Consider the following 25,245-nt stretch of genomic DNA (forward strand, 5'->3'; position numbering starts at 1 on the left):
CGTAAACATCAGGTTTCGACCAGCCGACGGCTCGCCGTCAGAATCCTCAGGCGTGGGTGAGAGCGACCAGCCGCGAGATGGCGCGCAGGTACTTCTTGCGATAGCCGCCGGCGAGCATGTCGTCGGAGAAGACACGATCGAGCGTGACGCCGGTGGCGCGGATCGGGATCTGCGCGTCGTAGGCGCGGTCGACGAAGGCGACGAAGCGGAGGGCGGCGGACTGGTCGTCGAGCGTGACGACGTCGCGGAGCCCGATCGTGGCGATCCCCTCGATCAGCCGGATGTAGCGCGACGGGTGCACGGTGGCGAGGTGGCGGACGAGGTCGCCGAAGGCGTCGTCGGAGGCGGGTGCCCCCGACGCGGCCAGCGCTTCCGCATACTCCGACGGGGGAAGGGCCCGGGCGTGGCCGTCGATCGCACGCTGCCGGTAGTCGGTGCCGTCGATGCGCAGCGTCTGGAAGCTCGCCGCCATGGCGTGGATCTCCCGCAGGAAGTCCTGCGCGGCGAAACGGCCCTCGCCGAGCGCATTGGGCGGTGTGTTCGAGGTCGCCGCCAGGCGCGTGCCCGTGGGCACCAGCTCGCCCAGCAGCCGCGTCATGACCATGGTGTCGCCCGGATCGTCGAGCTCGAACTCGTCGATGCAGAGCAGATCGGCGCCCCGGAACAGCTCGACCGTCTGCTGGTAGCCGAGCGCGCCGACCAGGGCGGTGTACTCGATGAAGGAGCCGAAGTACTTCCGGCGGGCCGGCATCGCGTGGTAGATCGCCGCGAGCAGGTGGGTCTTGCCGACGCCGAAGCCGCCGTCGAGGTAGACGCCGGGCTTGGTCTCGGGGACCTTCTCCCGGCGGCGGAAGAGCCCTCCGCCGCGGGCGGCCGTGCGCGCGGCGCCGCTGAAGGCCATGAGCAGATCCTTCGCCTCCTGCTGCGACGGGAAGGCGGGGTCCGCGCGATAGGTGTCGAAGGTCGCGTGGTCGAACTGCGGCGGGGGGACCAGAGAGGCCACCATCTCGGCGCCGGTCACCTGCGGGGCGCGGTCGATGAGGTGCACGAAGCCGGCCGGGACGCTGTTCACCCCTCAACCCTAAAGGGATGCGCAGGCTCGCCCGGCACGCTCAGGCGCGCTGCGGTGTCAGCTCGTGCCTGCGGAGCCAGTCCCCGATCGTCGAGCTCCAGCGGTCCTGGTCGTAGTTCCAGAGCTTGGTGTGGCGTGCGGTGTCGAAGACCTGCATCTCGACCAGGTCGGGGCGCGCCACGACGAGGTCGTGGGAGGCGTCCGAGGGGACGAACCCGTCGTCGTCGCTGTGGAGGATGAGGATCGGGTGCCGCAGCTCCCCCGCGCGGGCGACGACGTCGAGGCGCTCGAACGGTATCCGCGCGTCGGCGCCGGTGAGAGGCGTCGCCCACTCTGCGCCGAGCGCGCCGATGGCGAGCCCGGCCACCGAGGTCGGCAGGCCGAGCTGCTGCGCCTGGTACGAGAGCACGCGGCGCCAGTCGATCACCGGGGACTCCAGGACGACGCCGACGATGAGATCGCGGTGCGCGGAGCTCAGCGCCACCTGGAGGGCGATCGCTCCGCCCATCGACCAGCCCATCAGGATGATGCGCCGCGCGCCGCGGCGGCGGGCGACGCCGATCGCCGCGTCGACGTCGCGCCACTCGGTCGCGCCGAGGGCGTAGGTGCCGGCTCTGCTGCGCGGTGCGGACCCGTCGTTGCGGTACGAGACGAGCATCGACGTGATGCCGAGGGAGTGGAAGAGCGGCACGGCGCGCAGGCACTCCGCGCGGTTCGTCCCGCGCCCGTGGATCTGGATGACCCAGGTCTCGGAGGTCTCGGCGGCGGGGAACACCCAGGCCGGACAGGGGCCGACGGCGGCGCCGACGAGTTCCGATTCGAAGGGCAGGTGGAGCTGCTCGGGGCGATCGAAGTACCAGCCGCTGAAAGCGGCCTCGGCGGCCAGATGCGCATCCGGTCCGATGTGGGTCAGCAGCTTGCGGGTCACCGTCGACTCGTCGCCGGAGAGCACCGAGCCGAGCTTGAGGTAGCTCGCCGTGCCGGCGGTGAACAGGCCGTAGCGTCCCGGCAGCTGGGTGTCCGGTGTACGGCCGAGCGTGATGGTCTGCGCCGCCACGTCGACGTCGACGATGCGGGTGTCGGTGCGCCGACCCGCGGGGGTGACCACGCGCCGCGCCATCCGGGCGGCGATGAGGGCCAGCAGGCTCGTCACGGTCCCGAGTGCCGCCGCGAGCAGGAGCACGGCCGCGCGCAGAGCGGCGGACGGAGTTACGCCGACGGCGCGCCTGGATGCCTTCATCGTGGCCTCACTTTAGTCTGTCGATGTGGATGACTCCCGTCCCTTCCCCGGCTCCGACTTCGCCGTCGTCGCCGATGGGTTGCGTGCGATGACGTTCCGCGATGACTTCTCGGTCCGTGAGATCACCGCGCCCACCTCCCTCGCCCCCGAGGCCATCGCGTTCGCCGGCGACGTGCGCCCGCCCGCAGGCGGCGCGGACTCCGAGTACGGCACCGGGCGCTTCGTCCTCCTCCACGACGCGGAGGAGCCGGAGCAGTGGAGCGGGGCATGGCGGATCGTGTGCTTCGCCCAGGCCCCCCTCGAGCCCGAGATCGGGACCGATCCGCTCCTGGCCGACGTCGCGTGGTCGTGGCTGGTCGACGCGCTCGCCTCCCGCGGGGCGACGCTCCACTCCGCATCGGGCACGGCGACCAAGACGCTCTCGAAGGGCTTCGGAACGCTCGCCGCCGAGGGCGACGGCGCACAGATCGAGCTGCGTGCGTCCTGGACCCCGTCGGGCGACCTCACCGCGCACCTGGACGCGTGGGCCGAGCTCGTCTGTATGCTGGCGGGGCTCCCCCCGGGGTCGGAAGGCATCGCTGTGTTCGGTGCGCAGAGGAATGCACGTGACTGAATACACCGTCATCGCTGATCGCGAGGGCTTCGTCGCGGCGTGCGCGGCGCTCGCCGCCGGCACCGGCCCCGCGGCCGTCGACGTGGAGCGGGCGTCGGGGTTCCGCTACTCCCAGCGCGCGTACCTGATCCAGGTCTTCCGCCGCGGCGCCGGCGTCTTCCTCTTCGATCCTCCGGCCATCGGCGACATGTCCGCGCTGCAGGACGCCATCGGGGGCGTCGAATGGGTGCTCCACGCCGCGAGCCAGGACCTGCCGTCGCTGCGCGAGGACGGTCTGGTGCCGCCGTCCATCTTCGACACCGAGCTGGGCGCCCGCCTGCTGGGTCACGAGAAGGTGGGACTCGGCGCCGTCGTCGAGGACACCCTCGGCATCACGCTCGCGAAGGCGCACTCGGCGGCCGACTGGTCGACCCGTCCGCTCCCCCAGTCGTGGCTGGAGTACGCCGCCCTCGACGTGCTGCACCTGGTCGACGTGCGCGACGTGCTCTGGGACGAGCTGGTCGAGCAGGACAAGACCGAGGTGGCTGCGCAGGAGTTCGACGCCGTGCTGAACCGGCCGCCGCGGCCGCCGCGCGAGGAGCCCTGGCGCCGCCTCAGCGGCCTGCACACGGTGCGCGGCCGACGCGCACTCGCGGTGGCCCGGGCGCTGTGGACCGCGCGCGAGGCGTTCGCGCAGGAGCAGGACGTCTCGCCGGGACGGCTGGTGCCCGACCGGTCGCTCGTGGCGGCCGTGCTCGCCGACCCGGCCACCAAGCAGGACCTCGCGCGGGTCAAGGAGTTCACCGGTCGTGCCAGCCGCTCCCAGCTCGACCGCTGGTGGGCGGCGATCGAGGAAGGGCGCGCCGATCAGACGCTGCCGCTCGAGCGTGCGCCCGGCGACGGCCTGCCGCCGCCGCGGGCCTGGTCCGACCGCAACCCCGCTGCCGATGCCCGGCTGAAGGCCGCGCGTCCCCGGATCGAGCAGCTCGCCGTCGACCTGCGGATGCCGACCGAGAACCTGCTGACCCCCGACACGCTGCGCCGCATCGCGTGGGCACCGCCGGAGCCGATCGACGACGAGACGGTCGCGGACGCCCTCGCGGCGCTCGGCGCCCGGCCGTGGCAGGTCGAGCGCACCGCACCCGTCATCGCTCAGGCCTTTGTGGATTCCGTGCACGACACTGCGGAGCCGTCCGAATCGGCTTCGTAGATACGACCCAACCGATTTCGCGAGACTCGGTTCCACATTAGGCTGGACTGGATCCCAAACTCTTGGAGGCAGTGTGGCCGAGCTCTCGGACGTCTACTTCATCGACGGCATGCGGACCCCCTTCGGGCGCGCCGGCGAGAAGGGCATGTACTGGAACACCCGCGCCGATGACCTCGCGGTCAAGGCCACGATCGGGCTGATGGAGCGCAACGCCGCGGTCCCCGCCGATCGCATCGACGACGTCGCCATCGCCGCGACCAGTCAGACCGGCGACCAGGGGCTGACCCTGGGCCGCTCGGTGGCGATCCTCGCCGGGCTGCCTCAGTCGGTGCCGGGCCTGGCGATCGAGCGCATGTGCGCCGGCGCCATGACCAGCGTGACCACCATGGGCGCGTCGATCGGAGTGGGCATGTACGACCTCGCCCTCGCCGGCGGCGTCGAGCACATGGGGCACCACCCCATCGGCGCGAACGCGGACCCGAACCCGCGCTTCGTCGCGGAGCGCATGGTGGACCCCGGTGCGCTGAACATGGGCGTGACCGCCGAGCGCATCTTCGACCGCTTCCCGCACCTCACCAAGGAGCGCTCGGACCGGTTCGGGATGCTCAGCCAGCACAAGGTGCAGGCCGCGTACGACGCCGGCAAGATCCAGCCGGACCTGGTGCCCGTGGCGATCAAGGACGCCGACGGCGCCTGGGGGCTCGCCACCGAGGACGAGGGCCGCAGGCCGCAGACGACGATGGAGGACCTCGCCGCGCTGAAGACGCCCTTCCGCCCGCACGGACGCGTGACCGCCGGCACCTCCTCGCCCCTCACCGACGGCGCGACGATGTCGCTGCTGGCCGGCGGGCGCGCGGTGAAGGAGCTGGGCCTGCGCCCCAAGATGCGCATGGTCTCGTTCGCGTTCGCCGGAGTGCAGCCGGAGATCATGGGCATCGGGCCGATCCCGTCCACCGAGAAGGCGCTCCGCAAGGCGGGGCTGACCATCGGCGACATCGGGCTCTTCGAGCTCAACGAGGCCTTCGCGATCCAGGTCATCTCCCTGCTGGACCACTTCGGCATCGCCGACGACGACCCGCGGGTGAACGCCTGGGGCGGCGCGATCGCCCTCGGGCACCCGCTGGCGGCTTCCGGTGTGCGTCTCATGATCCAGCTCGCCGCGCAGTTCGCGGAGCGCCCGGACGTGCGCTACGGCCTCACGGCCATGTGCGTCGGCCTGGGGCAGGGCGGATCGGTCATCTGGGAGAACCCGCACTACGACGGAAAGAAGCGCTGAACCGATGACGAACTACGCAGACATCGACTTCTCGCCCCTGCTGACCCTCAGCGACGACGAGGTCGTCACCCATTCGCCGTCGCGCGACGTGCGCCTCCCCTCGGGCAAGGTCATCGCGCTCGTCACTCTGGACAACGGGCGCGACCACAACCGGCCGAACACCCTGGGTCCGCGCACGCTCACCGAGCTCGGGTCCCGGCTCGACGAGCTGAAGGCCCGCGCGGCCGCCGGCGAGATCCACGCCGTGGCGATCACCGGCAAGCAGTACATCCTCGCCGCCGGGGCCGATCTGTCCGACATCTCCCTCGTCGGGTCCACGGACAACGCCCGCAAGATCGCCCAGCTGGGCCACCATGTGCTCGGGAAGCTCGGCGACCTCGGCGTGCCCTCGTTCGCCTTCGTCAACGGCCTCGCGCTGGGAGGCGGACTCGAGATCGCCCTCAACTCCACCTACCGGACCGTCGACGCGTCCGCGGCCGCGATCGCTCTCCCCGAGGTCTTCCTCGGCATCATCCCGGGCTGGGGCGGGGCGTACCTGCTGCCGAACCTGATCGGCATCGAGAACGCCCTCGAGGTCGTGATCAGCAACCCGCTCAAGCAGAACCGGATGCTCAAGCCGCAGCAGGCGCTGGATTACGGCATCGTCGACGCGCAGTTCCCCGCGGCGAACTATCTCGAGGACTCCCTGCGCTGGGCGGACGGCGTGCTGAGCGGGCGCATTAAGGTCGAGCGCAAGAACGAGCCGGGCAAGATCGAACGCCTGACCAAGTGGCCGATCGCGATCAAGATGGCGCGCGGCATGCTGGAGTCCAAGATCGGCACCGTCCCCCGCTCCCCCTACGTGGCGCTGGATCTGCTCGACAAGGCGAAGAGCGGCACCAAGGCCGAGGGCTTCGCGCGTGAGGACGAGGCACTGGCAGACCTCGTGAGCGGCGACCAGTTCGCGGCGTCGATGTACGCCTTCGACCTGGTCCAGAAGCGTGCCAAGCGCCCCGTCGGGGCCCCCGACAAGGCGCTGGCCCGCAAGGTCACCAAGGTCGGCATCATCGGCGCCGGGCTCATGGCGAGCCAGTTCGCGCTGCTCTTCGTGCGCAAGCTCCAGGTGCCCGTGCTCATCACCGACCTCGACCAGGCACGCGTCGACAAGGGCGTGGCGCACATCCACGACGAGATCGGCAAGCTGGAGGCGAAGGGCCGACTCGACGCCGACTCCGCCAACAAGCTGCGCTCGCTCGTCACGGGCACGACCGACAAGTCGCTCTACGCCGACTGCGACTTCGTCATCGAGGCGGTCTTCGAGGAGGTCGGCGTGAAGCAGGCCGTGTTCGCGGAGATCGAGGCGATCATCGCCGACGACGCCGTCCTCGCGACGAACACGTCGTCGCTGTCCGTGGCGGAGATCGGCGCGAGACTCGCCCACCCCGAGCGGCTCGTCGGATTCCACTTCTTCAATCCCGTGGCTGTGATGCCGCTGATCGAGATCGTCAAGACGTCGCAGACGTCCGATGCGGCGCTGTCGACGGCGTTCGTGGTCGCGCGCGGTCTCGGGAAGAACGCCGTGCTCACCGCCGATGCTCCGGGCTTCGTGGTCAACCGCCTGCTGGCCAAGGTCATGGGCGAGGCTGCGCGGGCCGTGTACGAGGGCACCCCGGTGGCCGATGTCGAGAAGGCGTTCGGACCGCTGGGACTGCCCATGGGGCCGTTCCAGCTCATCGACCTGGTCGGGTGGAAGGTCGCGGCCCACGTGCAGGACACGATGGTGCGAGCGTTCCCGGACCGGTTCTACGCCAACGAGAACTTCCACGCTCTCGCCGAGCTGACGGAGGTCGTCGAGAAGGACAAGGGCGGACGGGTCACCGGCTTCACCAAGGCGGCGGAGAAGGCCCTCAAGGGCCACGTGGGCGCACATCCCGCGTCGGCGGAGACGATCCTGCGCCGCGTCCAGGACGGACTGGCGCAGGAGATCCGCATCATGCTCGACGAGGGTGTCGTCCCGGAGGTCGAGGACATCGACCTGTGCCTGATCCTGGGGGCGGGCTGGCCGTTCATCGACGGCGGCGCCTCCCCGTACCTGGATCGCGAGGGCGCGTCGGAGCGCACCTTCGGCGACACCTTCCATCACCCGCCGATCCGCGGCATCGGCGGCTGACGACGCTCAGCCCGAGACGGCCTCCCCCGCGCGCACACGCAGCGACCGGGAGAGGCCGTCTCGCTGCTCGATGACGATGCGGCGCAGCGCCGCGGGGGCGTCGTCGTTGTCACGGAGCCAGCGATCGACGAGATCCAGGTCGTCGGACTGCGGGAACAGCCCCCTCACCAGCCGGCGGGCGATCTCGATGCTGCGCGACTCCCAGGCGCCGCGGATGCGCGCGAAGTAGTCGTCGTCGAAGCGCGCGATGAGGTCTCGCCTGCCTCCGGCCCGCACACCGGCGATCGTGGCATCGAGGTGGTCGTTGGTCAGCGTGAGGTCGTTCCACGCCGCCTCCCACGCCGCCTCGCGCACCGCCGGATCCGGCCGGGCCGCGAGCACCGTCCGGTGCGCGCGCCGCCCGGTGGCGGTGGGGTCGGCGGCGAGCTGAGCCTCGACGTCGACCGGAGTCGCGTGGCCCGTGGTCGAGACCGCGACGAGCCACGACCAGCGGAGGTCGGGGTCGAGCGCGAGGCCCGCCGGCGCCGGAGACTCGCCGCGGAGGATCGCGGCGAGGTGGTCGGCGCGACCGGCGTGCATCGACGCCGCGCCGGCGAGACCGCGCGCCCACGCCAGCTGTGCATCGCTGCCTCCGGGTGCGGCGTCAAGCGCCTCCCAGACGGCGGTGAGCCACGCCGAGGCGAGGGACTCCCGCTCCGATTCGTTCGCATAGTGGCCGAGCGCGTAGGTCGTATGGGCGATCGCGTCGGTCAGCAGGGAGACGTGGGTCTCCGCGGGGGCGTGACGGCTGACGATCTCCAGGTAGCGCGCCACCGGCAGCAATCCGTCGCGCACGGCGTTCCAGAGCGCCGCCCACACCACCGACCGCGCGAGCGGATCGTCGATGGTGTGGAGCCCGCGCGCCACGGCGTCGATCGAGCGCGCGTCGAGCCGCACCTTGGCGTACGTCCGATCGTCGTCGTTCGGGATGATGAGCTCGACGTCCGGGAGCACGGGCGCGCGCAGCGGCGTCGCCGCCTCCGTGATGTCGAGGTCGACGCCAGCGCGGCGCACGAGCTTTCCGGAGGCGTCCTCGGCATACAGGCCGACCGTGAGCCGGTGCGGTCGCGGCGTGGTCTGGTTGACGGAGAGGGAGCTTCCGCGGTCGACGTGGATCTCGGACATCCCCGTGGTCTGCAGCCACGCGGCGCTCCAGGCGCTCAGATCGCGGCCGGAGGCCGCTTCGAGGGCGGCGAGCAGGTCGGTGAGCGTGGTGTTCCCGAACGCGTGGGCGGCGAAGTACCGCTGGGCGCCGCGGAAGAAGGCATCCTCGCCCACGAAGGCGACGAGCTGCTTGAGCACCGACGCACCCTTCGCATAGGTGATGCCGTCGAAGTTCAGCTTCGCTGCCTCGAGGTCGGTGATGTCGGCGACGATGGGGTGCGTCGTCGGCAGCTGATCCTGCTCGTACGCCCATCCTTTCCGGCGGCTCGCGAAGCTCACCCAGGCATCGGGGTGGCCGCCGGCGACCACGTTGACGTGGGAGCCCATGAAGTCCGCGAACGACTCCTTGAGCCACAGGTCGTCCCACCACCGCATCGTCGCGAGGTCCCCGAACCACATGTGGGCCATCTCGTGGAGGATCGTGTTCGCGCGCGCCTCGTGCTGCGCCACCGTCGACGCCCCGCGGAAGAGGTACGCCTCGGTGAACGTGACCAGTCCCGGGTTCTCCATCGCGCCGAGGTTGTACTCGGGCACGAAGATCTGGTCGTAGGTGCCCCACGGGTAGGGGTACGCGAAGGCCGCCCCGTAGAAGCTCAGGCCCCGCCGGGTGATGTCGAGGATCTCGTCGGCGTCCAGGTGCGGGGCCATCGACGCGCGGCAGAGAACACCGAGATCGACCTGCTGCTCTCCCTCGCGCCAGACGCCGTCGACCCGGTGATACGGCCCGGCGGCGACGGCGGTGATGTAGCTCGACAGCGGCAGCGTCTCGCTGAAGGCGTGCCGCACTCCCCCGTCGATCGCGGTCTGCTGCGTCGGCGCGCCGTTGGACAGGACCCGCCAGTCCGCCGGTGCCGACACCCGGAAGCGCCAGCGCGCCTTCAGGTCGGGCTGTTCGAAGCAGGGATACACGCGGCGGCAATCGGCGGGCTCGTACTGGGTGTACAGGTACACCTCGTCGTCGACCGGGTCGGCGAAGCGATGCAGGCCCTCACCCGATCGGCTGAACAGCCCGCGCGCACGGATCGTGACGACGTTGTGCGACGAGAGCCCCGCGATGCGGATCCGCGCACCATCCCACTCGATGTCACGGGCCCCGCCGTTGACGACCACCTCGTCGACGGACGCTCCGATGAAGTCGATCCAGGTCTCGGCGCCGGTCGCGGCGAATGTCAGCGTCGCCGTCGTCGGGAAGGACGCATCGTCGAGCTCGCGCGCGTGTCGCAGATCGAGATCGACGTCGATCGTCTCGACGCTGACCTCGGCGGCGCGACGTGCGGTCTCGTCTCGACGCAGGTTGGCCGAGGTGTGCGGGACAGGGCGGGAGTCGATCGGCATCCCTCCATGCTGGCACGGGGTGTCAGCGCGAGCGTGATCCGTGCTCGGGGAGGTCCTGCGCCCACAGTGCGCCGGTGTCGGCCGTCGGCCGGGCGACGGGGATGCGGGTGCCGAGCACCTGCGACACGATGTCCTGCGCGATCTTGGCGGCCGAGAGCCCGGCGTCCTCGAGGATCTGCTCGCGGGACGCGTGGTCGATGAAGGCGTCGGGGAGACCGAGCTCGTCCACGGCGGTGTCGACGCCGGCCTCGCGGAGCACCTGGCGCACCCGCGTGCCGATGCCGCCGACGCGGATGCCGTCCTCGATGGTGATGACCAGGCGATGACGCGCTGCCAGCTCGACGACCGACGGCGCGACGGGAACGACCCAGCGCGGGTCGACCACGGTCGCACCGATGCCCTGGGCGCGCAACCGCTCCGCGACCTCGACGGCGAGGTGCGCCATCGGCCCGATGCCGACGATGAGCACGTCGTCGCCCTCCGCGCGGAAGAGCACATCGACGCCGTCGGGACGACGCTCGATCGCCGGCAGATCCTCGGCGACGCTCCCCTTGGGGAAGCGCACGACCGTCGGCGCATCGTCCACCGCCAGCGCCTCGTCGAACTCCTCGCGCAGCCGTGCGGCGTCGCGCGGGGCGGCGATCCGGATGCCGGGCACGAGCTGCAGCATCGCGAGGTCCCAGATGCCGTGGTGGCTGGGGCCGTCGGGGCCTGTCACCCCCGAGCGGTCGAGGACGAACGTGACGCCCGCGCGGTGCAGCGCGACGTCCATCATCACCTGGTCGAACGCGCGGTTCATGAAGGTGGCGTAGATCGCGACGACCGGGTGCAGGCCGCCGTAGGCCAGTCCCGCGGCCGAGGCGACAGCGTGCTGCTCGGCGATGCCGACGTCGTAGGTGCGGTCCGGGAACCTCTGGGCGAACGGCTGCAGGCCGGTCGGGCGCAGCATGGCGGCGGTGATCGCGATCACGTCGTCCCGCCGCTCCCCCGCCTCCACCAGCGACTGCGCGAACACATCGGTCCAGGCCACCGCGTCCGAGGTGCCCACCGGCGCCCCCGTGATCGGGTCGATCTTGCCCACGGCGTGGAACTGGTCGGCTTCGTCGTTGCGCGCCGGCTCGTATCCGCGTCCCTTGTCGGTGATCGCGTGGACGATCACCGGAGCGCGATACTCCTTCGCCAGCTGGAGCGTCTCCAGGAGCGCGTCGAGGTCGTGACCGTCGATCGGGCCGAGGTACTTGATGTCGAGGTTGGAGTAGAGCGCCGCGTTGTTGGTGAACCGGGAGAGGAACCCGTGGGTCCCGCCGCGGACGCCGCGGTACAGCGCGCGGCCCGCCGGCCCGAGCTTGCGGAAGAACGAGTCGGAGGTGCTCCGCAGATGCTGATATCCGTCGGTCGTGCGCACGCGGTTCAGGTAGCGCGCCATGCCGCCGATCGTCGGGGCGTAGGAGCGCCCGTTGTCGTTGACGACGATGACCAGGTTGCGGTCGTTGTCGTCGGAGATGTTGTTGAGCGCCTCCCAGGTCATGCCCCCGGTCAGCGATCCGTCGCCCACGACGGCCACGACGTGGCGGTCGGAGCGGCCCGTGCGCGTCAGGGCGCGGGAGATGCCGTCCGCCCAGCTCAGCGAGCTCGAGGCGTGCGAGGACTCGACGACGTCGTGCGGGCTCTCGGCCCGCTGCGGATACCCGGCCAGCCCACCGCGGGCCCGGAGCCCCGCGAAGTCCTGCCGGCCCGTCAGCAGCTTGTGCACGTAGGACTGGTGGCCGGTGTCGAAGACGATCGGATCGTCGGGCGAGTCGAAGACCCGGTGGATTGCGAGGGTCAGCTCGACGACGCCGAGGTTCGGCCCCAGGTGGCCGCCCGTGCGTGACACGTTCTGCACGAGGAAATCCCGGATCTCCTGCGCCAGCTCTCGGAGCTGGTCCGCGCTGAGCGCGTCGAGGTCCCGCGGACCGGTGATCGACGCAAGCAGACTCATTCCTCGATTCTATGCGTGCCGATACGGGAAAGCCCCGGATCGCGCGTGCGGTGCGCGCGGATCCGGGGCCTTCCTGGTGCGTGTCAGACGAGCGAGCGCAGCACGTACTGGAGGATGCCGCCGTTGCGGTAGTAGTCGGCCTCTCCGGGGGTGTCGATGCGCACCTTGGCCTCGAAGACGACCGGCTGCTTGCCCTCCGGCGAGAACTCGCTCGGCGCAGCGGTGACGGTCACCGTCTTGGGCGTGACGCCCTCGTTGAGCTTCTCGAGGCCCTCGATCGAGACGATCTCGGTGCCGTCGAGACCGAGCGACTTCCAGCTCTGGCCGTCGGGGAACTGGAGCGGGACGACACCCATGCCGATGAGGTTGGAGCGGTGGATCCGCTCGAAGCTCTCGGTGATGACCGCCTTCACGCCGAGGAGGCTCGTGCCCTTGGCCGCCCAGTCGCGCGACGAGCCGGAGCCGTACTCCTTGCCGCCGAAGACCACGAGCGGAGTGCCCTGCGCCTGGTAGTTCTCGCACGCGTCGTAGATGAACGACTGCGGGCCGCCCTCCTGCGTGAAGTCGCGGGTGTAGCCGCCTTCGACGACCTGTCCGCCGTTCACGGCGGCGACCAGCTCGTTCTTCAGCCGGATGTTGGCGAAGGTGCCGCGGATCATCACCTCGTGGTTGCCGCGGCGCGAGCCGTAGGAGTTGAAGTCCTTCTGGGCGACGCCGTGCTCGGTGAGGTACTGCGCGGCAGGGGTGCCCGCCTTGATGTTGCCGGCGGGTGAGATGTGGTCGGTCGTGACCGAGTCGCCGAGGGTCGCCATGACGCGGGCGCCGTGGATGTCGCTCACCGGGGTGAGCTCCATCGTCATCCCCTCGAAGTAGGGCGCCTTGCGCACGTACGTCGAGTCCGCGTCCCACTCGAACACGGGACCGGTCGGGGTGGGCAGGTTCTTCCAGCGCTCGTCGCCGTCGAAGACGGTCTCGTACTGCTTGATGAACTGCTCGCGCGAGATCGACGAGTCGATGATCTGCTGCACCTCGTCGGGAGCCGGCCAGATGTCCTTGAGGAACACGTCGTTGCCGTCGAGGTCCTTGCCGAGCGGGTCGGTCTGGAAGTCGAAGTTCATCGAGCCGGCCAGCGCGTACGCGACCACCAGCGGCGGCGAGGCCAGGTAGTTCATCTTCACGTCGGGGCTGATGCGGCCCTCGAAGTTGCGGTTGCCCGACAGCACGGCGGTGACGGCGAGGTCGTGCTCGTTGATCGCCGCCGAGACCTCCTCGATGAGGGGGCCGGAGTTGCCGATGCAGATCGTGCAGCCGTAGCCCACGGTGTAGAAGCCGACGCCCTCGAGCGCCTTGTCGAGTCCGGACTTCTCGTAGTAGTCCGTGACGACCTTCGAGCCGGGGCCGAGCGTCGTCTTGACCCACGGCTTGCGCGTGAGGCCCTTCTCCAGCGCCTTCTGAGCGAGCAGGCCCGCGGCGATCATCACCGAGGGGTTGGACGTGTTCGTGCAGGAGGTGATGGCCGCCAGGGTGACCGCGCCGTTGTCGAGGATGTACGGCGAGCCCTCGGGAGGCGTCACCGTCACCGGGGTCGACGCGTTGATCGGGGCGCCGCTGTTGATGTGCACCTCGCGGGTCACCGGCTCCTCGTCGCCGGGCGTGCTGCCGGGGTCGGAGGCCGGGAACGAGTGCTTCGACTCGAGGTCGACGATGTCGTTCGAGGTCGACGCCGCGGCGTATCCCAGGATGTCCTTCTCGAACTGCGCCTTGGACTCCGAGAGCAGGATGCGGTCCTGCGGGCGCTTGGGGCCGGCGATCGACGGGACGACCGTCGACAGGTCGAGCTCCATGTACTCGCTGAAGGACGGCTCCACCGAGGCGTCGTGCCAGAGCTTCTGCTCCTTCGCGTACGCCTCCACCAGCGCCACGGCCTGCTCGTCGCGACCGGTCAGACGCAGGTAGTCGAGCGTGACGTCGTCGATCGGGAACATGGCGGCGGTCGAGCCGAACTCGGGGCTCATGTTGCCGATGGTGGCGCGGTTGGCCAGGGGCACGGAGGCCACGCCCGCGCCGTAGAACTCGACGAACTTGCCGACCACGCCGTGCTTGCGCAGCATGTCGGTGATCGTGAGCACGACGTCGGTGGCGGTGACGCCTGCGGGGATCTCCCCCGTGAGCTTGAAGCCGACGACGCGCGGGATGAGCATCGAGACGGGCTGTCCGAGCATCGCGGCCTCGGCCTCGATGCCGCCGACGCCCCAGCCCAGCACGCCCAGGCCGTTGACCATGGTCGTGTGCGAGTCGGTGCCGACGCAGGTGTCCGGGTAGGCGCGCAGGACGCCGTCGACGCTGCGGTCGTAGATGACCTTGGCGAGGTGCTCGATGTTCACCTGGTGGACGATGCCGGTCCCCGGGGGAACCACCTTGAAGTCGTCGAACGCCGTCTGGCCCCAGCGCAGGAACTGGTACCGCTCGCCGTTGCGCTCGTACTCGATCTCGACGTTGCGCTCGAGGGCGTTGGGCGTGCCGAAGAGGTCGGCGATGACCGAGTGGTCGATCACCATCTCCGCGGGCGACAGCGGGTTGATGCGGCTCGGGTCGCCGCCGAGCGCGGTGACGGCCTCGCGCATCGTGGCGAGATCGACGATGCACGGAACGCCGGTGAAGTCCTGCATGACCACGCGCGCGGGGGTGAACTGGATCTCGGTGTCGGGCTCGGCGTCGGGGTCCCAGGAGCCGAGCGCCTGGATCTGGGCCTTGGTCACGTTGGCACCGTCTTCGGTGCGCAGCAGGTTCTCCAGCAGCACCTTGAGGCTGAACGGGAGCTTCTCGTGGCCGGCGACCGTGTCGATCCGGAAGATCTCGTAGTCGGTGCCGCCGACTGTCAGGGTGCTCCTGGCTCCGAAGCTGTCAACTGTGGACACGTCTGGTCTCCTTTTCTGGGGCCGCGGGCGCCTTCGTCGGCGGGGACGGGCGCGGGCGCCCGACGCTTCCATCTTCGCGCGGCTCCGTGGCACAGGCTAGTGAGGTTGCCCTAACCGCCGAGTGCGGAATTTATCTTGATATCGAGATAAATCTATCACGCTGCCGCGCGGTCGACCGCGTCGTCCTGGTGTTTCGGGTAGAGCGCCCGGACGGCCAGCCACGTCACGGCGACCAGGGGCGCGAACAGCGGAAGACCCATGATCAGCTTGAGCGTTCCGAGCGTCGTGACATCGCCCGCGAAGTACAGCGGGAGCTGCACGCCCAGGCGCGCGAAGAACAGCGCCGACCAGGCGATGGCGAGCCAGAAGAAGACCCGTCGCTTGCGCCGATCGCGTCGCCAGTCGGTCCCCTCGTTCATGAGGAACCCGGCGGCGAGCCCGATGAGCGACCACCCGACGAGGGCCGACACGAGGAAGGCGGTGCCGTACACCGCGTTGGTGATGAGCCCCGGCACGAAGTTGTCCTCGCCGCGCCCGGTCCACAGCGCGAGGCCCGCGGCCGCCGCGGTGGCGACCAGCCCGCCCAGCGCGGCGCTCAGCGTCGTGCGCTGGACGAGCCGCACCACGGTGAACAGCGCCGCGATGCCGACGGAGACGAGCAGCGACAGCACGAGATCGCTGGTGACGGTGAACAGGACGACGAACGCGAGCCCGGGCAGCACGGCTTCGAGCAGGCCCCGCCAGCCGCCCATCGCCTGCCACACGACGTGCCCGGTCGACGCATCGGCCGCCGGATCGATCCCGGCACGCCGCGCCGCGCCGCCGAGGGCCTGTCCGATGAGGTCGGACGCGCGGGGGTCGGCCGACGCGGGCTCTGGAGGCGTGAGGTCCGGGCGCCGCTCCGTGTGCTCCCGGGCGGCGTCCGGCTCGCCGGCGGAGGCGCTCACGCGGTACCGGGAGCGGCGGGCATCTTGAGCGGGATGAGGTCCCGGGGAGGCATCGGCGTGCCGCCGCGGACCACCACGATCGAACGGAACAGATCCTCGACCTTGGCGGCGGCCTCGACGTCGGCCGCTGCGGCGCCGCCGATCACGCCGCGCAGGAACCAGCGGGGGCCGTCCACGCCCACGAATCGCGCGATCCGCTTGCCGCCGCCCCCCTCGGGGCCGGCGACGGGGACCTCCGCGAGCAGCTCGTGTCCGAGCGGTCCCTCGCGCTCCTCCACGCGGCCGCCCTGCTGGCGGATCTGCTGGCGGATCTGCTCACGGGTCTCGTCCCAGAGGCCGGTCGACCGCGGCGCGGCGAAGGGCTGCACCTGCAGTGTGGACTCCGCGTAGTCGAGCCCCACGGCGACGATCCGCTTGGTCTGCTCCTCCACCTCGAGGCGGAGGTTCAGCCCCTCGCGCGGCAGGATCTTGATGCCGCCCAGGTCGATGTACGGGCGCACCGGATTGGCCTCGGACTCGTCGAACGGGCCGCTCGCGGCGCGGTCAGTCGGTGCGGCCTTGCGCAGCTCGCCGTCGGTCATGCGGGTGTTCCTGTCTGATAGCCGGTGGATCCGAATCCCCCTTCGCCGCGGGTGCTCTCGGGAAGCTCGTCGACGGGGAGGAAGGTGACGCGCGGTACGGGCATGATCACGATCTGCGCGATGCGGTCGCCGGGGGCGATGTCGTAGGCCGCGGTGGCGTCGGTGTTGAGCAGCGACACCTTGATCTCGCCGCGGTAGCCCGCATCGACCGTCCCGGGGGCGTTGACGATCGTGATGCCGTGCTTGGCCGCCAGGCCGCTGCGCGGGACCACGAAGGCGACGTAGCCGTCGGGGAGGGCGATCCGCACGCCGGTGCCGACGAGGGCGCGCTGTCCCGGCTCGAGGCGGACGGCCTCGGTGGAGACGAGGTCGGCGCCCGCGTCGCCCGGGTGGGCGTAGGCGGGTACGTGCGATGCGATGATGGGAATGTCCACACTTTGGATCACTCCATGAGGGTAATGCACAAGATGACGAGCGGCCTGAGACCGTCGACGACCACCTACCGCGAACGGCTGAGCCCCTCGCTGTGGGTCCTCGCCGCCGCCGCCGTGAGTGCGCCCATGGTGGCGCTCGTCTTCGTGCCCCTCGACGCGACCGTCGCCCTGGTCGCCGGCGTGCTCGTGGCCGCGGCCCTCATCGGCGGTCTCGTGCTGTCCTCGCCCGAGATCCGGGTCGAGGCGGGCGAGCTGCGGGTGGGTCGCGCGCACGTGCCCGTCGGTCTCCTCGGCGAGCCGGAGATCGCGGACGCCGAGCGGGCGCGGCTCCTGCGCGGGCCGGGGCTCTCCCGGTCGGCCTGGCACCTGTTCCGGCCGGGCATCGACGGCGTGGTGCGCGTCCCCCTCGAAGATGCCGGCGATCCCGTCACGGAGTGGGTCTTCTCGACGCGCACCCCGGACCGCGTCGCCGCGGCGATCCGTCGCGCTCAGCGCTCCTGAACGCGACCGCGCGGCCCGGCCGAGGACCGGACCGCGCGTGCGGCGGAGGCCGTCAGGCCGCGCACTCCCGGCACACGGCGCCGATGGCGGACTCGTGGTCGATCTGGGTGCGGTGCTTCACCAGGAAGCACTCGATGCAGGTGAACTCGTCCTCCTGCGGCGGCAGCACGACGACGTCGAGCTCGAGGTCCGACAGGTCGGCGCCGGGCAGCTCGAAGCCGGAGGGGTTGTCCGCATCCTCGGAGTCGACAGATCCCGACAGCTTGTCGGGGACGCGCTCCTTGAGGGCCTCGATCGACTCGCTGTCGTCGTCGGTCTTGCGGGGGGCGTCGTAATCCGTAGCCATTGCTCGAGCGTCTCTACTTCCAGGGTTTCGTGATTGCATGCCCGTACGGGCGGCCATAGTTTGCACGACGGGACTGCATTTCGCAAATGCCGTCGTGGCCGGGCCGTGACCGGGCGGGTTCGTCGCGTCAAACTCGCGGCACGCGCGGGATATTCCCTTCATCCGAGAGGCCGCGTGACACCATGGGCGGACACGCAGGATCTGGAGGGTGTTTCGCATGGAGCAGCTCAAAGTCATCGGCATCGAAGACGGCGTGCTCGTGCTCGCCACCGAGTCGGGCGATCGCTTCGCCCTTCCCGTCGACGAGACGCTTCGCGCGCAGCTGCGGCGGACGACGCGCGACCCGGAGTCGCGCGCCGCGCGGCCGAGTCCGCGCGACATCCAGTCGCACATCCGTGCCGGACTCTCGGCGGAGGAGGTCGCCGGCCTGCTCGGCATCCGCGTCGAGGACGTCGCCCGCTTCGAAGGTCCTGTGCTCGCCGAGCGCGAGCACATCGTCGGCCAGGCTCTCGCCGTCCCGGTGCTGATCAGCGGCGAGCTCGACCCCGACGCCCAGCCCACCTTCGGCACGGCCGTGCGCGCCAAGCTCGCCGAGGCCGGTGCCGTGGGCGAGCGCTGGACGAGCTGGCGGGAGTCGACGGGCTGGATCGTGAAGCTCGAGTTCACGGCGGGCGACGTCGACCACGACGCGCGGTGGACCTTCGACCCCCGTCGCGCCACCCTCGCACCGCAGAACGCCGACGCGACCCAGCTGTCCCGGCAGGGCTCGCTGCCCGAGGGACTGATCCCGCGCCTGCGGGCGCTGGACTCCTCCGGAGTGAAGGACGCCTCGCGCTTCGACAGCGGCGCGTTCGGTCCGCGACGACTGCCCGACGCCGACCTGGAGGCGCCCGAGGTCCGCGAGCCGGCCTCTCCGGCGGTGCAGCAGGCCGCCATCAAGCGGGCCCCCGACCAGGCGATCACCTCCACCGACACGGCGGATCTCCTCGAGGCGCTGCGGCGCCGGCGCGGACAGCGCGAGGCGATGCCGGGCGAGTCCGATGGGGCGTCCCCCACCCACTCCGCGCCGCGGGCCTCGTCGACCCCGGTGGCGCTCTTCGACGCGCTCGAGCCGGGATACGACGACGAGCCGGCACCGGCCGAGCCTGCGGCATCGGCCGACGAGGATCCCGCCCCGGCCGACACGTCCCGCCGGAAGGGCCGGACCTCGATGCCGTCCTGGGACGAGATCGTCTTCGGCGCGCGCACCGAAGACGGCTGACGCCTGCGGGGTCAGCGCGCGAATGCGCCCAGGCGGATGAGCGGCACGACGCGCTCATCGTCGGTCAGCGATCCGTGCTGCCCGATCATGCGCTGCGGGCGCTTGTCCGCCTCGCGGTCGTCGTAGTAGACGATCCCGCTCCGCGCGGCGACGAGCACATCGCCGATGCGCGGCAGCACCTCAGGGTCGACGACCGGCCCGAACAGACCGGCGGAGACCGCCTCGTCGCGGGACATGACCCAGGAACGATGTCCCTCGGCTTCGCTCCAGCGATCCCTCACTGCGGAGGCCGCGCCGTCCTCGGCGTAGAGGTGGAGCATCCTCGGCTCCCCTCCCACGAGGCGAACGCCCTCCCACAGGGCGTCGCCCTCCCCCACGAGCACCTGTCGGTGGGCGGGGACGTCGATCATGCCGTGATCGGCGGTCACCACCGCGCCGACATCCTGCCCGAGCGCGCGGTCGAGCGCCGTGACCGCGGCGTCGACCTGCTCCAATCCAGCCGTCCAGCGATCGCTCTCCCAGCCGTGGGCGTGGCCCAGCGAATCCAGCTCCGGCACGTACACGTAGGCGAGGGCGCCCTCCGCCGCGGTGGTGAGCTCGGCGGCCCGCAGGAGCCGATCCTCGAGGTCGTCGACGCCGACGAAGTCCGCGCCGCGCTGGATGGCCTGCGTGAAGCCGGTGCCCCCGTACATGGCCTTCGTCACGACGAAGCAGGGGCGGCCGGCCGCCGACTCCGACGCCAGGAGGGGGGTCGCGCGCTGCCAGGTGAGCGGATCGAGACCGTCGGTCTCCCAGCCCCGGAGCTGATTGGAGACCGTGTCGGTGCCCGGCACCCTCGCCCGGTAGCCGACGATCCCGTGCACGCCGGCAGGCGTCCCCGTGAGCAGGCCGGTGAGGGCTGTCGCCGTCGTCGACGGGAAGACCGTGCGCGCGGCGTCCTTCTTGCCCGTCCGCGACGAGAGGAATCGCGCGTGCCCGGCGCGCGCGGCGAGGTTTCTCCGCCCGAGTCCGTCGACCACCAGGACGAGCGCCGACCTCGCCGGCGGGAACCAGTCCGACCGCCCGCTCAGCGCGGCGATCGACTGCGGCACGACACCGGTGAGGCTCCGGGCCGACGGCGGGTCCACGGGTAGGCTGAGAGGCATCGGGGTCAGTCTCGCACACCACCCGGCGGCGCCCCTCCCGTCACTTCGTCCCTGTCTTCGGAGGACCGCTCAGACCCATGGCCGTTTCGCGCACTGACACCGACTCCGCCGGCGGCGGCGAACGCATCGAGGACGTCGACGTCTCGGCCGAGATGCAGGGGTCCTTCCTCGAGTACGCGTACTCCGTGATCTACTCCCGTGCGCTGCCCGACGCGCGCGACGGGCTGAAGCCGGTGCAGCGGCGCATCCTCTTCCAGATGGCGGACATGGGCCTGCGACCCGATCGCGGGCACGTCAAGAGCGCCCGCGTCGTCGGCGAGGTGATGGGAAAGCTCCACCCCCACGGCGATTCGGCGATCTACGACGCCCTCGTGCGCCTCGCCCAGGACTTCGCACTGCGGGTGCCTCTCGTCGACGGGCACGGCAACTTCGGATCGCTCGACGACGGCCCCGCCGCTGCGCGGTACACCGAGGCGCGGCTCGCGCCGTCGGCCCTGGCGCTGACGGAGAACCTCGACGAGGACGTCGTCGACTTCATCCCCAACTACGACGGGCAGTTCCAGCAGCCCGACGTGCTCCCTGCTGCCTTCCCCAACCTGCTCGTCAACGGCACCACCGGCATCGCGGTCGGCATGGCCACGAACATGGCGCCGCACAACCTCATCGAGGTCGTCGCCGCGGCGATCCATCTGCTCGAGAACCCGGACGCCTCCCTCGAAGAGCTCATGGAGTTCGTTCCGGGCCCCGATCTGCCCGGTGGCGGCGTGATCGTGGGCCTCGACGGGGTGAAGGACGCCTACGCGAGCGGACGCGGCACGTTCCGCACCCGCGCCAAGGTGTCGGTCGAATCGCTCGGCCCCCGCCGCACCGGACTCGTGATCACCGAGCTCCCCTACCTCGTGGGCCCCGAGCGCGTCATCGAGAAGATCAAGGACGCCGTCACCGCGAAGAAGCTGACCGGCATCGCCGATGTCACCGACCTGACCGACCGCAACCACGGTCTCCGTCTCGTGATCGGCATCAAGACCGGCTTCGATCCGAACGCCGTGCTCGAGCAGCTCTACCGGCTGACGCCGCTCGAGGACTCCTTCGGCATCAACAACGTCGCGCTCGTCGACGGCCAGCCCCAGACACTCGGGCTGCGCGATCTGCTCCGGGTCTACCTGGACCACCGGATCCAGGTCGTCACGCGGCGCAGCCGGCACCGCCTGGGCCGCCGCCAGGAGCGCCTGCACCTGGTCGAGGGCCTCCTCATCGCCATCCTCGACATCGACGAGGTCATCCAGGTGATCCGCACCTCGGACGACGGCGAGCAGGCCCGGACCCGCCTCATGGACGTGTTCGACCTCTCCCAGCCGCAGGCGGAGTACATCCTGGAGCTGCGGCTGCGCCGCCTGACGAAGTTCTCCCGCGTCGAGCTGGAGACCGAGCGCGACGCGCTGAAGGCGGAGATCGCGCAGCTCGAAGAGCTCCTGGCCAGCGAGGTGCTGCTGCGCCAGCAGGTCGCCCGCGAGCTCGATGCGGCCGCCGAGGCGTACGGCACGCCGCGGCGCACACTACTGCTCAACGGCGGGCCCGTGGCGTCGCGCTCTCGCGCGAGCGCGGCGGCCGCCGACCTGCAGATCGCCGACGCCCCCTGCCGGGTCTTCCTCTCCGCCACCGGCCGCATGGTCCGTGCCGAGACGGCCGAGGCGGCCATCGTGCCCCCCGCGCGGCGCTCGAAGCACGACGCCATCCGCTCAGCGGTCGACGCCACGACGCGGGGCGATCTCGGTGCGGTGACCAGCCGCGGGCGTCTCGTGCGCTTCTCCCCCGTCGACCTGCCGTCGGTGCCGGCCAACTCGGTGCAGCTGGCGGCGGGCACGCGGGCGGACCAGTACCTCGGCCTGCCGAGCGGGGAGCATGTGGTGGCGATCGTCCCGCTCTCGGACGACTCCGCCGCCGCGCCCACGATCGCCCTCGGCACGCTTCAGGGCGTCGTCAAGCGCGTCGCCGTGAGCGAGCTGGCCAACAACAAGAGCGATGCCGAGATCATCGCGCTCAAGCCCGGCGACAGCGTGGTGGGAGCGGCGCTCGCGCCGGACGACGTCGAGCTCGTGTTCGTGACCTCCGACGCGCAGCTGCTGCGCTTCGGCGCCGACGCCGTCCGTCCCCAGGGGCGCGCTGCGGGCGGCATGGCGGGCATCCGGGTGACGCCGGGCGAGCGGGTGATCGCGTTCACGGCGCTGACGGCCTCCGACGACACCGTCGTGGCGACGATCGCCGGATCGTCGCAGTCCCTGCCCGGAACCGACGCCGGCTCGGGCAAGGTGTCGGTGTTCGCGGAGTTCCCGCCGAAGGGCCGCGGCACCGGTGGAGTGCGCGCCCAGCGGTTCCTGAAGGGCGAGGACAGCCTCGCGCTCGCCTGGATCGGCGACGACCCGCGGGCCGTCGGCGCAGATGGATCGGTCCGTCAGCTCCCGCCGGCCGGGGCCAAGCGCGACGCCTCGGGCCAGATGCTCGACGCCGTCATCGGCGCGATCGGGTCCGCGGTCGGCTGACGCGATCAGGCGTCGATGGCCTCGCGGTCCAGGCGGTCGGCCGAGGACACGATGAAGTCGCGGCGCGGCGCCACCTCGGAGCCCATGAGGAGCTCGAACACGGTGGCAGCCATCTCGGCATCCTCGACCCGCACCCGGCGCAGGGTGCGGCCGCCCCGGTCCATCGTGGTCGTGGCGAGCTGATCCGCGTCCATCTCGCCGAGTCCCTTGTAGCGCTGCACGGGCTCCTGCCAGCGCTTGCCGGCGCGCTGGAGCTTCGACAGCAGGGCGTGGAGCTCCTTCTCGGAGTAGGTGTAGACGGTCTCGTTGGGCTTGGACCCCGGGTTCACGACGATGACCCGGTGCAGCGGCGGGACAGCGGCGTACACGCGACCCTCCTCGATGAGGGGACGCATGTAGCGGAAGAAGAGCGTCAGCAGCAGGGTGCGGATGTGCGCGCCGTCGACGTCGGCGTCGCTCATCAGGATGATCTTCCCGTAGCGCGCCGTCTCGATGTCGAACGAGCGGCCCGACCCGGCGCCGATCGTCTGGATGATGGCGGCGCACTCCGCGTTGGACAGCATGTCGCTGATCGACGCCTTCTGCACGTTGAGGATCTTGCCGCGAATGGGCAGGAGCGCCTGGTACTCGCTGTTGCGGGCGTGCTTGGCGGTGCCGAGCGCCGAATCGCCCTCCACGATGAACAGCTCGGATTCGGCGACGTCGTTCGTGCGGCAGTCGGCGAGCTTGGCCGGGAGCGACGAGGACTCCAGTGCGTTCTTGCGGCGCTGGGTCTCCTTGTGCGTGCGCGCGGAGACGCGCGCCTTCATCTCGGAGACGACCTTCTCGAGCAGGAGCGACGTCTGCGCCTTGTCCTCGCGCTTGCTGGAGGAGAACCGGGCCCCGAGCTGGGCGGCGACGACGCCGGCCACGATCGCACGGATGGCGGGGGTGCCGAGGACCTCCTTGGTCTGTCCCTCGAACTGCGGCTCGGGGAAGCTCACCGTCAGCACGGCCGTGAGCCCCGCGAGGATGTCGTCCTTCTCGATCTTGTCGTTCGCGCTCACCTTGAGCTTGCGGGCGTTCTGCTGCACCTGATCGCGGATCAGCTTCATCAGGCCCTGCTCGAAGCCCGACAGGTGGGTGCCGCCCTTGGGCGTGGAGATGATGTTGACGAAGGAGCGGGTGACGGTGTCGTAGCCGGTGCCCCAGCGCAGCGCGATGTCGACGTGGCAGGTGCGCTCGACCTCGGTGGGGACCATCGCGCCGGTGGGCTGGAGCACGGGAACGGTCTCGGTGAAGGTGCCGTCGCCCGTGAGGCGCCAGGTGTCGGTGACGGCGGCGTCGGGGGCGAGGTACTCGGCGAACTCCGAGATGCCGCCGTCGTAGCGGAAGCTGGTCTCGCGCGGGGCGGACGACTCGGCGCCGGGCACCGGTCGCTCGTCGACGAGGACGATCTCCAGCCCGGGCACCAGGAAGGCGGTCTGGCGCGCACGCTGCTCCAGCTCCGCCAGGCCGAACTCGGCGTCCTTGGTGAAGATCTGCCGGTCGGCCCAGTAGCGGATGCGCGTGCCGGTCGCGCCGCGCGGCGCCTTCCCGATCACGCGCAGCTCGGAAGCCGCCTCGAACGGCGTGAAGGCGGCATCGAGCCCGGGTCCCGAGAAGATCCCCGGCTCGCCGCGGTGGAAGGACATGGCGTAGGTCTTGCCGGCGCGGTCGACCTCGACGTCGAGTCGCTCGGAGAGAGCGTTGACCACCGAAGCGCCCACGCCGTGGAGACCGCCGGACGCGGCGTAGGAGCCCCCGCCGAACTTGCCGCCGGCGTGGAGCTTGGTGAAGACGACCTCGACGCCGGTCAGGCCCGTGCGCGGCTCGACGTCGACGGGGATGCCGCGCGCGCGGTCGCGCACCTCGACGCTGCCGTCGGCGTGGAGCACGATGTCGATGCGCGAGCCGTGTCCCGCGAGGGCCTCGTCGACGGAGTTGTCGATGATCTCCCACGCGCAGTGCATGAGACCCCGGGAGTCGGTCGAGCCGATGTACATCCCGGGGCGCTTGCGGACGGCCTCGAGTCCTTCGAGCACCTGGAGGTGGTGGGCGGAATACTCGGCTGTCACAATCTCCAAGCGTATCCGCGCAGCGACGCGGCGCGGCGCCGACACACTCAGCGGGCGGCCCTGGCCGGGCCGGCACCCGGACACGCCGTACGCGTACAGCGAAATGTGACCTCCTCAGGGCATGGTCCTCACTATCGCGTGGTTGTATTTACAGAACCCGCACTGGAGTAGACACACCGAGGAGGCACCCAGAATGAGCATCTCGACCACAGCAGAGCCCGGCGTCCTCGAGCACCGCCTCACGGCGGCGGATCGCTGCGACTCGTGCGGAGCACAGGCCTACATCGCCGCCGAGGTCAACGGCAGCGAGCTCCTGTTCTGCGCGCACCACGGCCGCAAGTACGAGGAGAAGCTGCGCGCCATCGCCACGTCGTGGCACGACGAGACCGCTCGTCTCCTCGGCTGAGCGCCGCGCGTC

General features: G+C 70.8%; 19 protein-coding genes. 8 read left to right on the forward strand and 11 right to left on the reverse strand.

Annotated features, from left to right (window positions below; translation table 11 throughout):
• Positions 1-46 precede the first annotated feature (46 nt).
• Together zapE and ACPWUT_RS06790 are read right to left on the reverse strand one after the other, a co-directional pair.
• Positions 47-1,072, reverse strand: a complete 1,026-nt coding sequence (zapE, locus tag ACPWUT_RS06785; RefSeq protein ID WP_284527191.1) for a cell division protein ZapE — start codon at positions 1,070-1,072, stop codon at positions 47-49.
• A 40-nt stretch (positions 1,073-1,112) separates the two neighbouring features.
• The gene (locus ACPWUT_RS06790) at positions 1,113-2,312 is read right to left on the reverse strand and encodes an alpha/beta hydrolase family protein (RefSeq protein ID WP_284527192.1); all 1,200 of its coding nucleotides are present in this window, start codon (positions 2,310-2,312) and stop codon (positions 1,113-1,115) included.
• A gap of 88 nt (positions 2,313-2,400) precedes the next feature.
• On the opposite strand from ACPWUT_RS06790, the gene ACPWUT_RS06795 reads away from it, so the two are divergent.
• From ACPWUT_RS06795 to ACPWUT_RS06810, 4 genes are all read left to right on the forward strand, one after another.
• On the forward strand, positions 2,401-2,925 hold the full coding sequence (locus ACPWUT_RS06795) for a DUF3000 domain-containing protein (protein ID WP_425842212.1): 525 nt from the start codon (positions 2,401-2,403) through the stop codon (positions 2,923-2,925).
• The gene (locus ACPWUT_RS06800; protein ID WP_425841899.1) at positions 2,918-4,114 is read left to right on the forward strand and encodes an HRDC domain-containing protein; all 1,197 of its coding nucleotides are present in this window, start codon (positions 2,918-2,920) and stop codon (positions 4,112-4,114) included. The genes ACPWUT_RS06795 and ACPWUT_RS06800 overlap by 8 nt, the downstream gene beginning before the upstream one ends.
• Before the next feature lie 73 nt (positions 4,115-4,187).
• Entirely contained in the window at positions 4,188-5,390 is a 1,203-nt protein-coding gene (locus tag ACPWUT_RS06805; RefSeq protein WP_425841902.1) for a thiolase family protein, read from the forward strand.
• A 4-nt stretch (positions 5,391-5,394) separates the two neighbouring features.
• Positions 5,395-7,539: a 3-hydroxyacyl-CoA dehydrogenase NAD-binding domain-containing protein gene (locus ACPWUT_RS06810; protein ID WP_425841905.1), complete on the forward strand. Its 2,145-nt coding sequence runs from the start codon at positions 5,395-5,397 to the stop codon at positions 7,537-7,539.
• 6 nt (positions 7,540-7,545) lie between these two features.
• Here ACPWUT_RS06810 and pepN read toward each other — a convergent pair whose 3' ends face one another.
• The 6 genes from pepN to dut form a co-directional block, all read right to left on the reverse strand.
• Positions 7,546-10,077, reverse strand: coding sequence for an aminopeptidase N (gene pepN / locus ACPWUT_RS06815; RefSeq protein WP_425841908.1), 2,532 nt, complete (start codon positions 10,075-10,077; stop codon positions 7,546-7,548).
• 22 nt (positions 10,078-10,099) lie between these two features.
• Positions 10,100-12,058, reverse strand: a complete 1,959-nt coding sequence (gene dxs / locus ACPWUT_RS06820; RefSeq protein ID WP_425841911.1) for a 1-deoxy-D-xylulose-5-phosphate synthase — start codon at positions 12,056-12,058, stop codon at positions 10,100-10,102.
• Positions 12,059-12,141: 83 nt separating this feature from the next.
• A complete protein-coding gene (locus ACPWUT_RS06825) occupies positions 12,142-14,976 on the reverse strand; it encodes an aconitate hydratase (protein ID WP_425841914.1) in 2,835 nt (944 codons plus the stop codon).
• A gap of 155 nt (positions 14,977-15,131) precedes the next feature.
• A complete protein-coding gene (locus ACPWUT_RS06830; RefSeq protein WP_284527200.1) occupies positions 15,132-15,923 on the reverse strand; it encodes a DUF3159 domain-containing protein in 792 nt (263 codons plus the stop codon).
• Positions 15,920-16,504: a DUF3710 domain-containing protein gene (locus ACPWUT_RS06835; RefSeq protein ID WP_284527201.1), complete on the reverse strand. Its 585-nt coding sequence runs from the start codon at positions 16,502-16,504 to the stop codon at positions 15,920-15,922. The genes ACPWUT_RS06830 and ACPWUT_RS06835 overlap by 4 nt, the downstream gene beginning before the upstream one ends.
• Positions 16,501-16,950, reverse strand: coding sequence for a dUTP diphosphatase (gene dut, locus ACPWUT_RS06840; RefSeq protein ID WP_284527202.1), 450 nt, complete (start codon positions 16,948-16,950; stop codon positions 16,501-16,503). Before dut ends, ACPWUT_RS06835 begins: the two co-directional genes overlap by 4 nt.
• 3 nt (positions 16,951-16,953) lie before the next feature.
• Here dut and ACPWUT_RS06845 point away from each other — a divergent pair, with 3 nt between their 5' ends.
• Entirely contained in the window at positions 16,954-17,439 is a 486-nt protein-coding gene (locus ACPWUT_RS06845; RefSeq protein WP_425841918.1) for a DUF3093 domain-containing protein, read from the forward strand.
• 52 nt (positions 17,440-17,491) lie between these two features.
• Here the strand turns inward: ACPWUT_RS06845 and ACPWUT_RS06850 are convergent, their stop codons facing one another.
• Complete coding sequence (locus tag ACPWUT_RS06850) at positions 17,492-17,785, reverse strand: DUF4193 domain-containing protein (RefSeq protein ID WP_284527204.1); 294 nt, start codon at positions 17,783-17,785, stop codon at positions 17,492-17,494.
• 217 nt (positions 17,786-18,002) lie between these two features.
• On the opposite strand from ACPWUT_RS06850, the gene sepH reads away from it, so the two are divergent.
• Complete coding sequence (sepH, locus tag ACPWUT_RS06855) at positions 18,003-19,046, forward strand: septation protein SepH (protein WP_425841921.1); 1,044 nt, start codon at positions 18,003-18,005, stop codon at positions 19,044-19,046.
• Positions 19,047-19,057: 11 nt separating this feature from the next.
• On the opposite strand, the gene ACPWUT_RS06860 is transcribed toward sepH, so the two are convergent.
• Positions 19,058-20,191, reverse strand: coding sequence for an alkaline phosphatase family protein (locus ACPWUT_RS06860; RefSeq protein WP_425841924.1), 1,134 nt, complete (start codon positions 20,189-20,191; stop codon positions 19,058-19,060).
• Between the two features lie 77 nt (positions 20,192-20,268).
• Between ACPWUT_RS06860 and ACPWUT_RS06865 the strand changes: the two genes are divergently transcribed.
• Complete coding sequence (locus ACPWUT_RS06865) at positions 20,269-22,731, forward strand: DNA gyrase/topoisomerase IV subunit A (protein WP_425841927.1); 2,463 nt, start codon at positions 20,269-20,271, stop codon at positions 22,729-22,731.
• 5 nt (positions 22,732-22,736) lie between these two features.
• Here the strand turns inward: ACPWUT_RS06865 and ACPWUT_RS06870 are convergent, their stop codons facing one another.
• Positions 22,737-24,827 carry a DNA gyrase/topoisomerase IV subunit B gene (locus tag ACPWUT_RS06870; protein ID WP_425841930.1) on the reverse strand — a complete coding sequence of 697 codons (2,091 nt, stop codon included), beginning with the start codon at positions 24,825-24,827 and terminating at the stop codon, positions 22,737-22,739.
• Positions 24,828-25,020: 193 nt separating this feature from the next.
• On the opposite strand from ACPWUT_RS06870, the gene ACPWUT_RS06875 reads away from it, so the two are divergent.
• Complete coding sequence (locus ACPWUT_RS06875; protein ID WP_284527208.1) at positions 25,021-25,233, forward strand: DUF7455 domain-containing protein; 213 nt, start codon at positions 25,021-25,023, stop codon at positions 25,231-25,233.
• Positions 25,234-25,245 lie beyond the last annotated feature (12 nt).

This window comes from Microbacterium sp. PA5, assembly GCF_049860775.1.
Classification (GTDB): domain Bacteria; phylum Actinomycetota; class Actinomycetes; order Actinomycetales; family Microbacteriaceae; genus Microbacterium.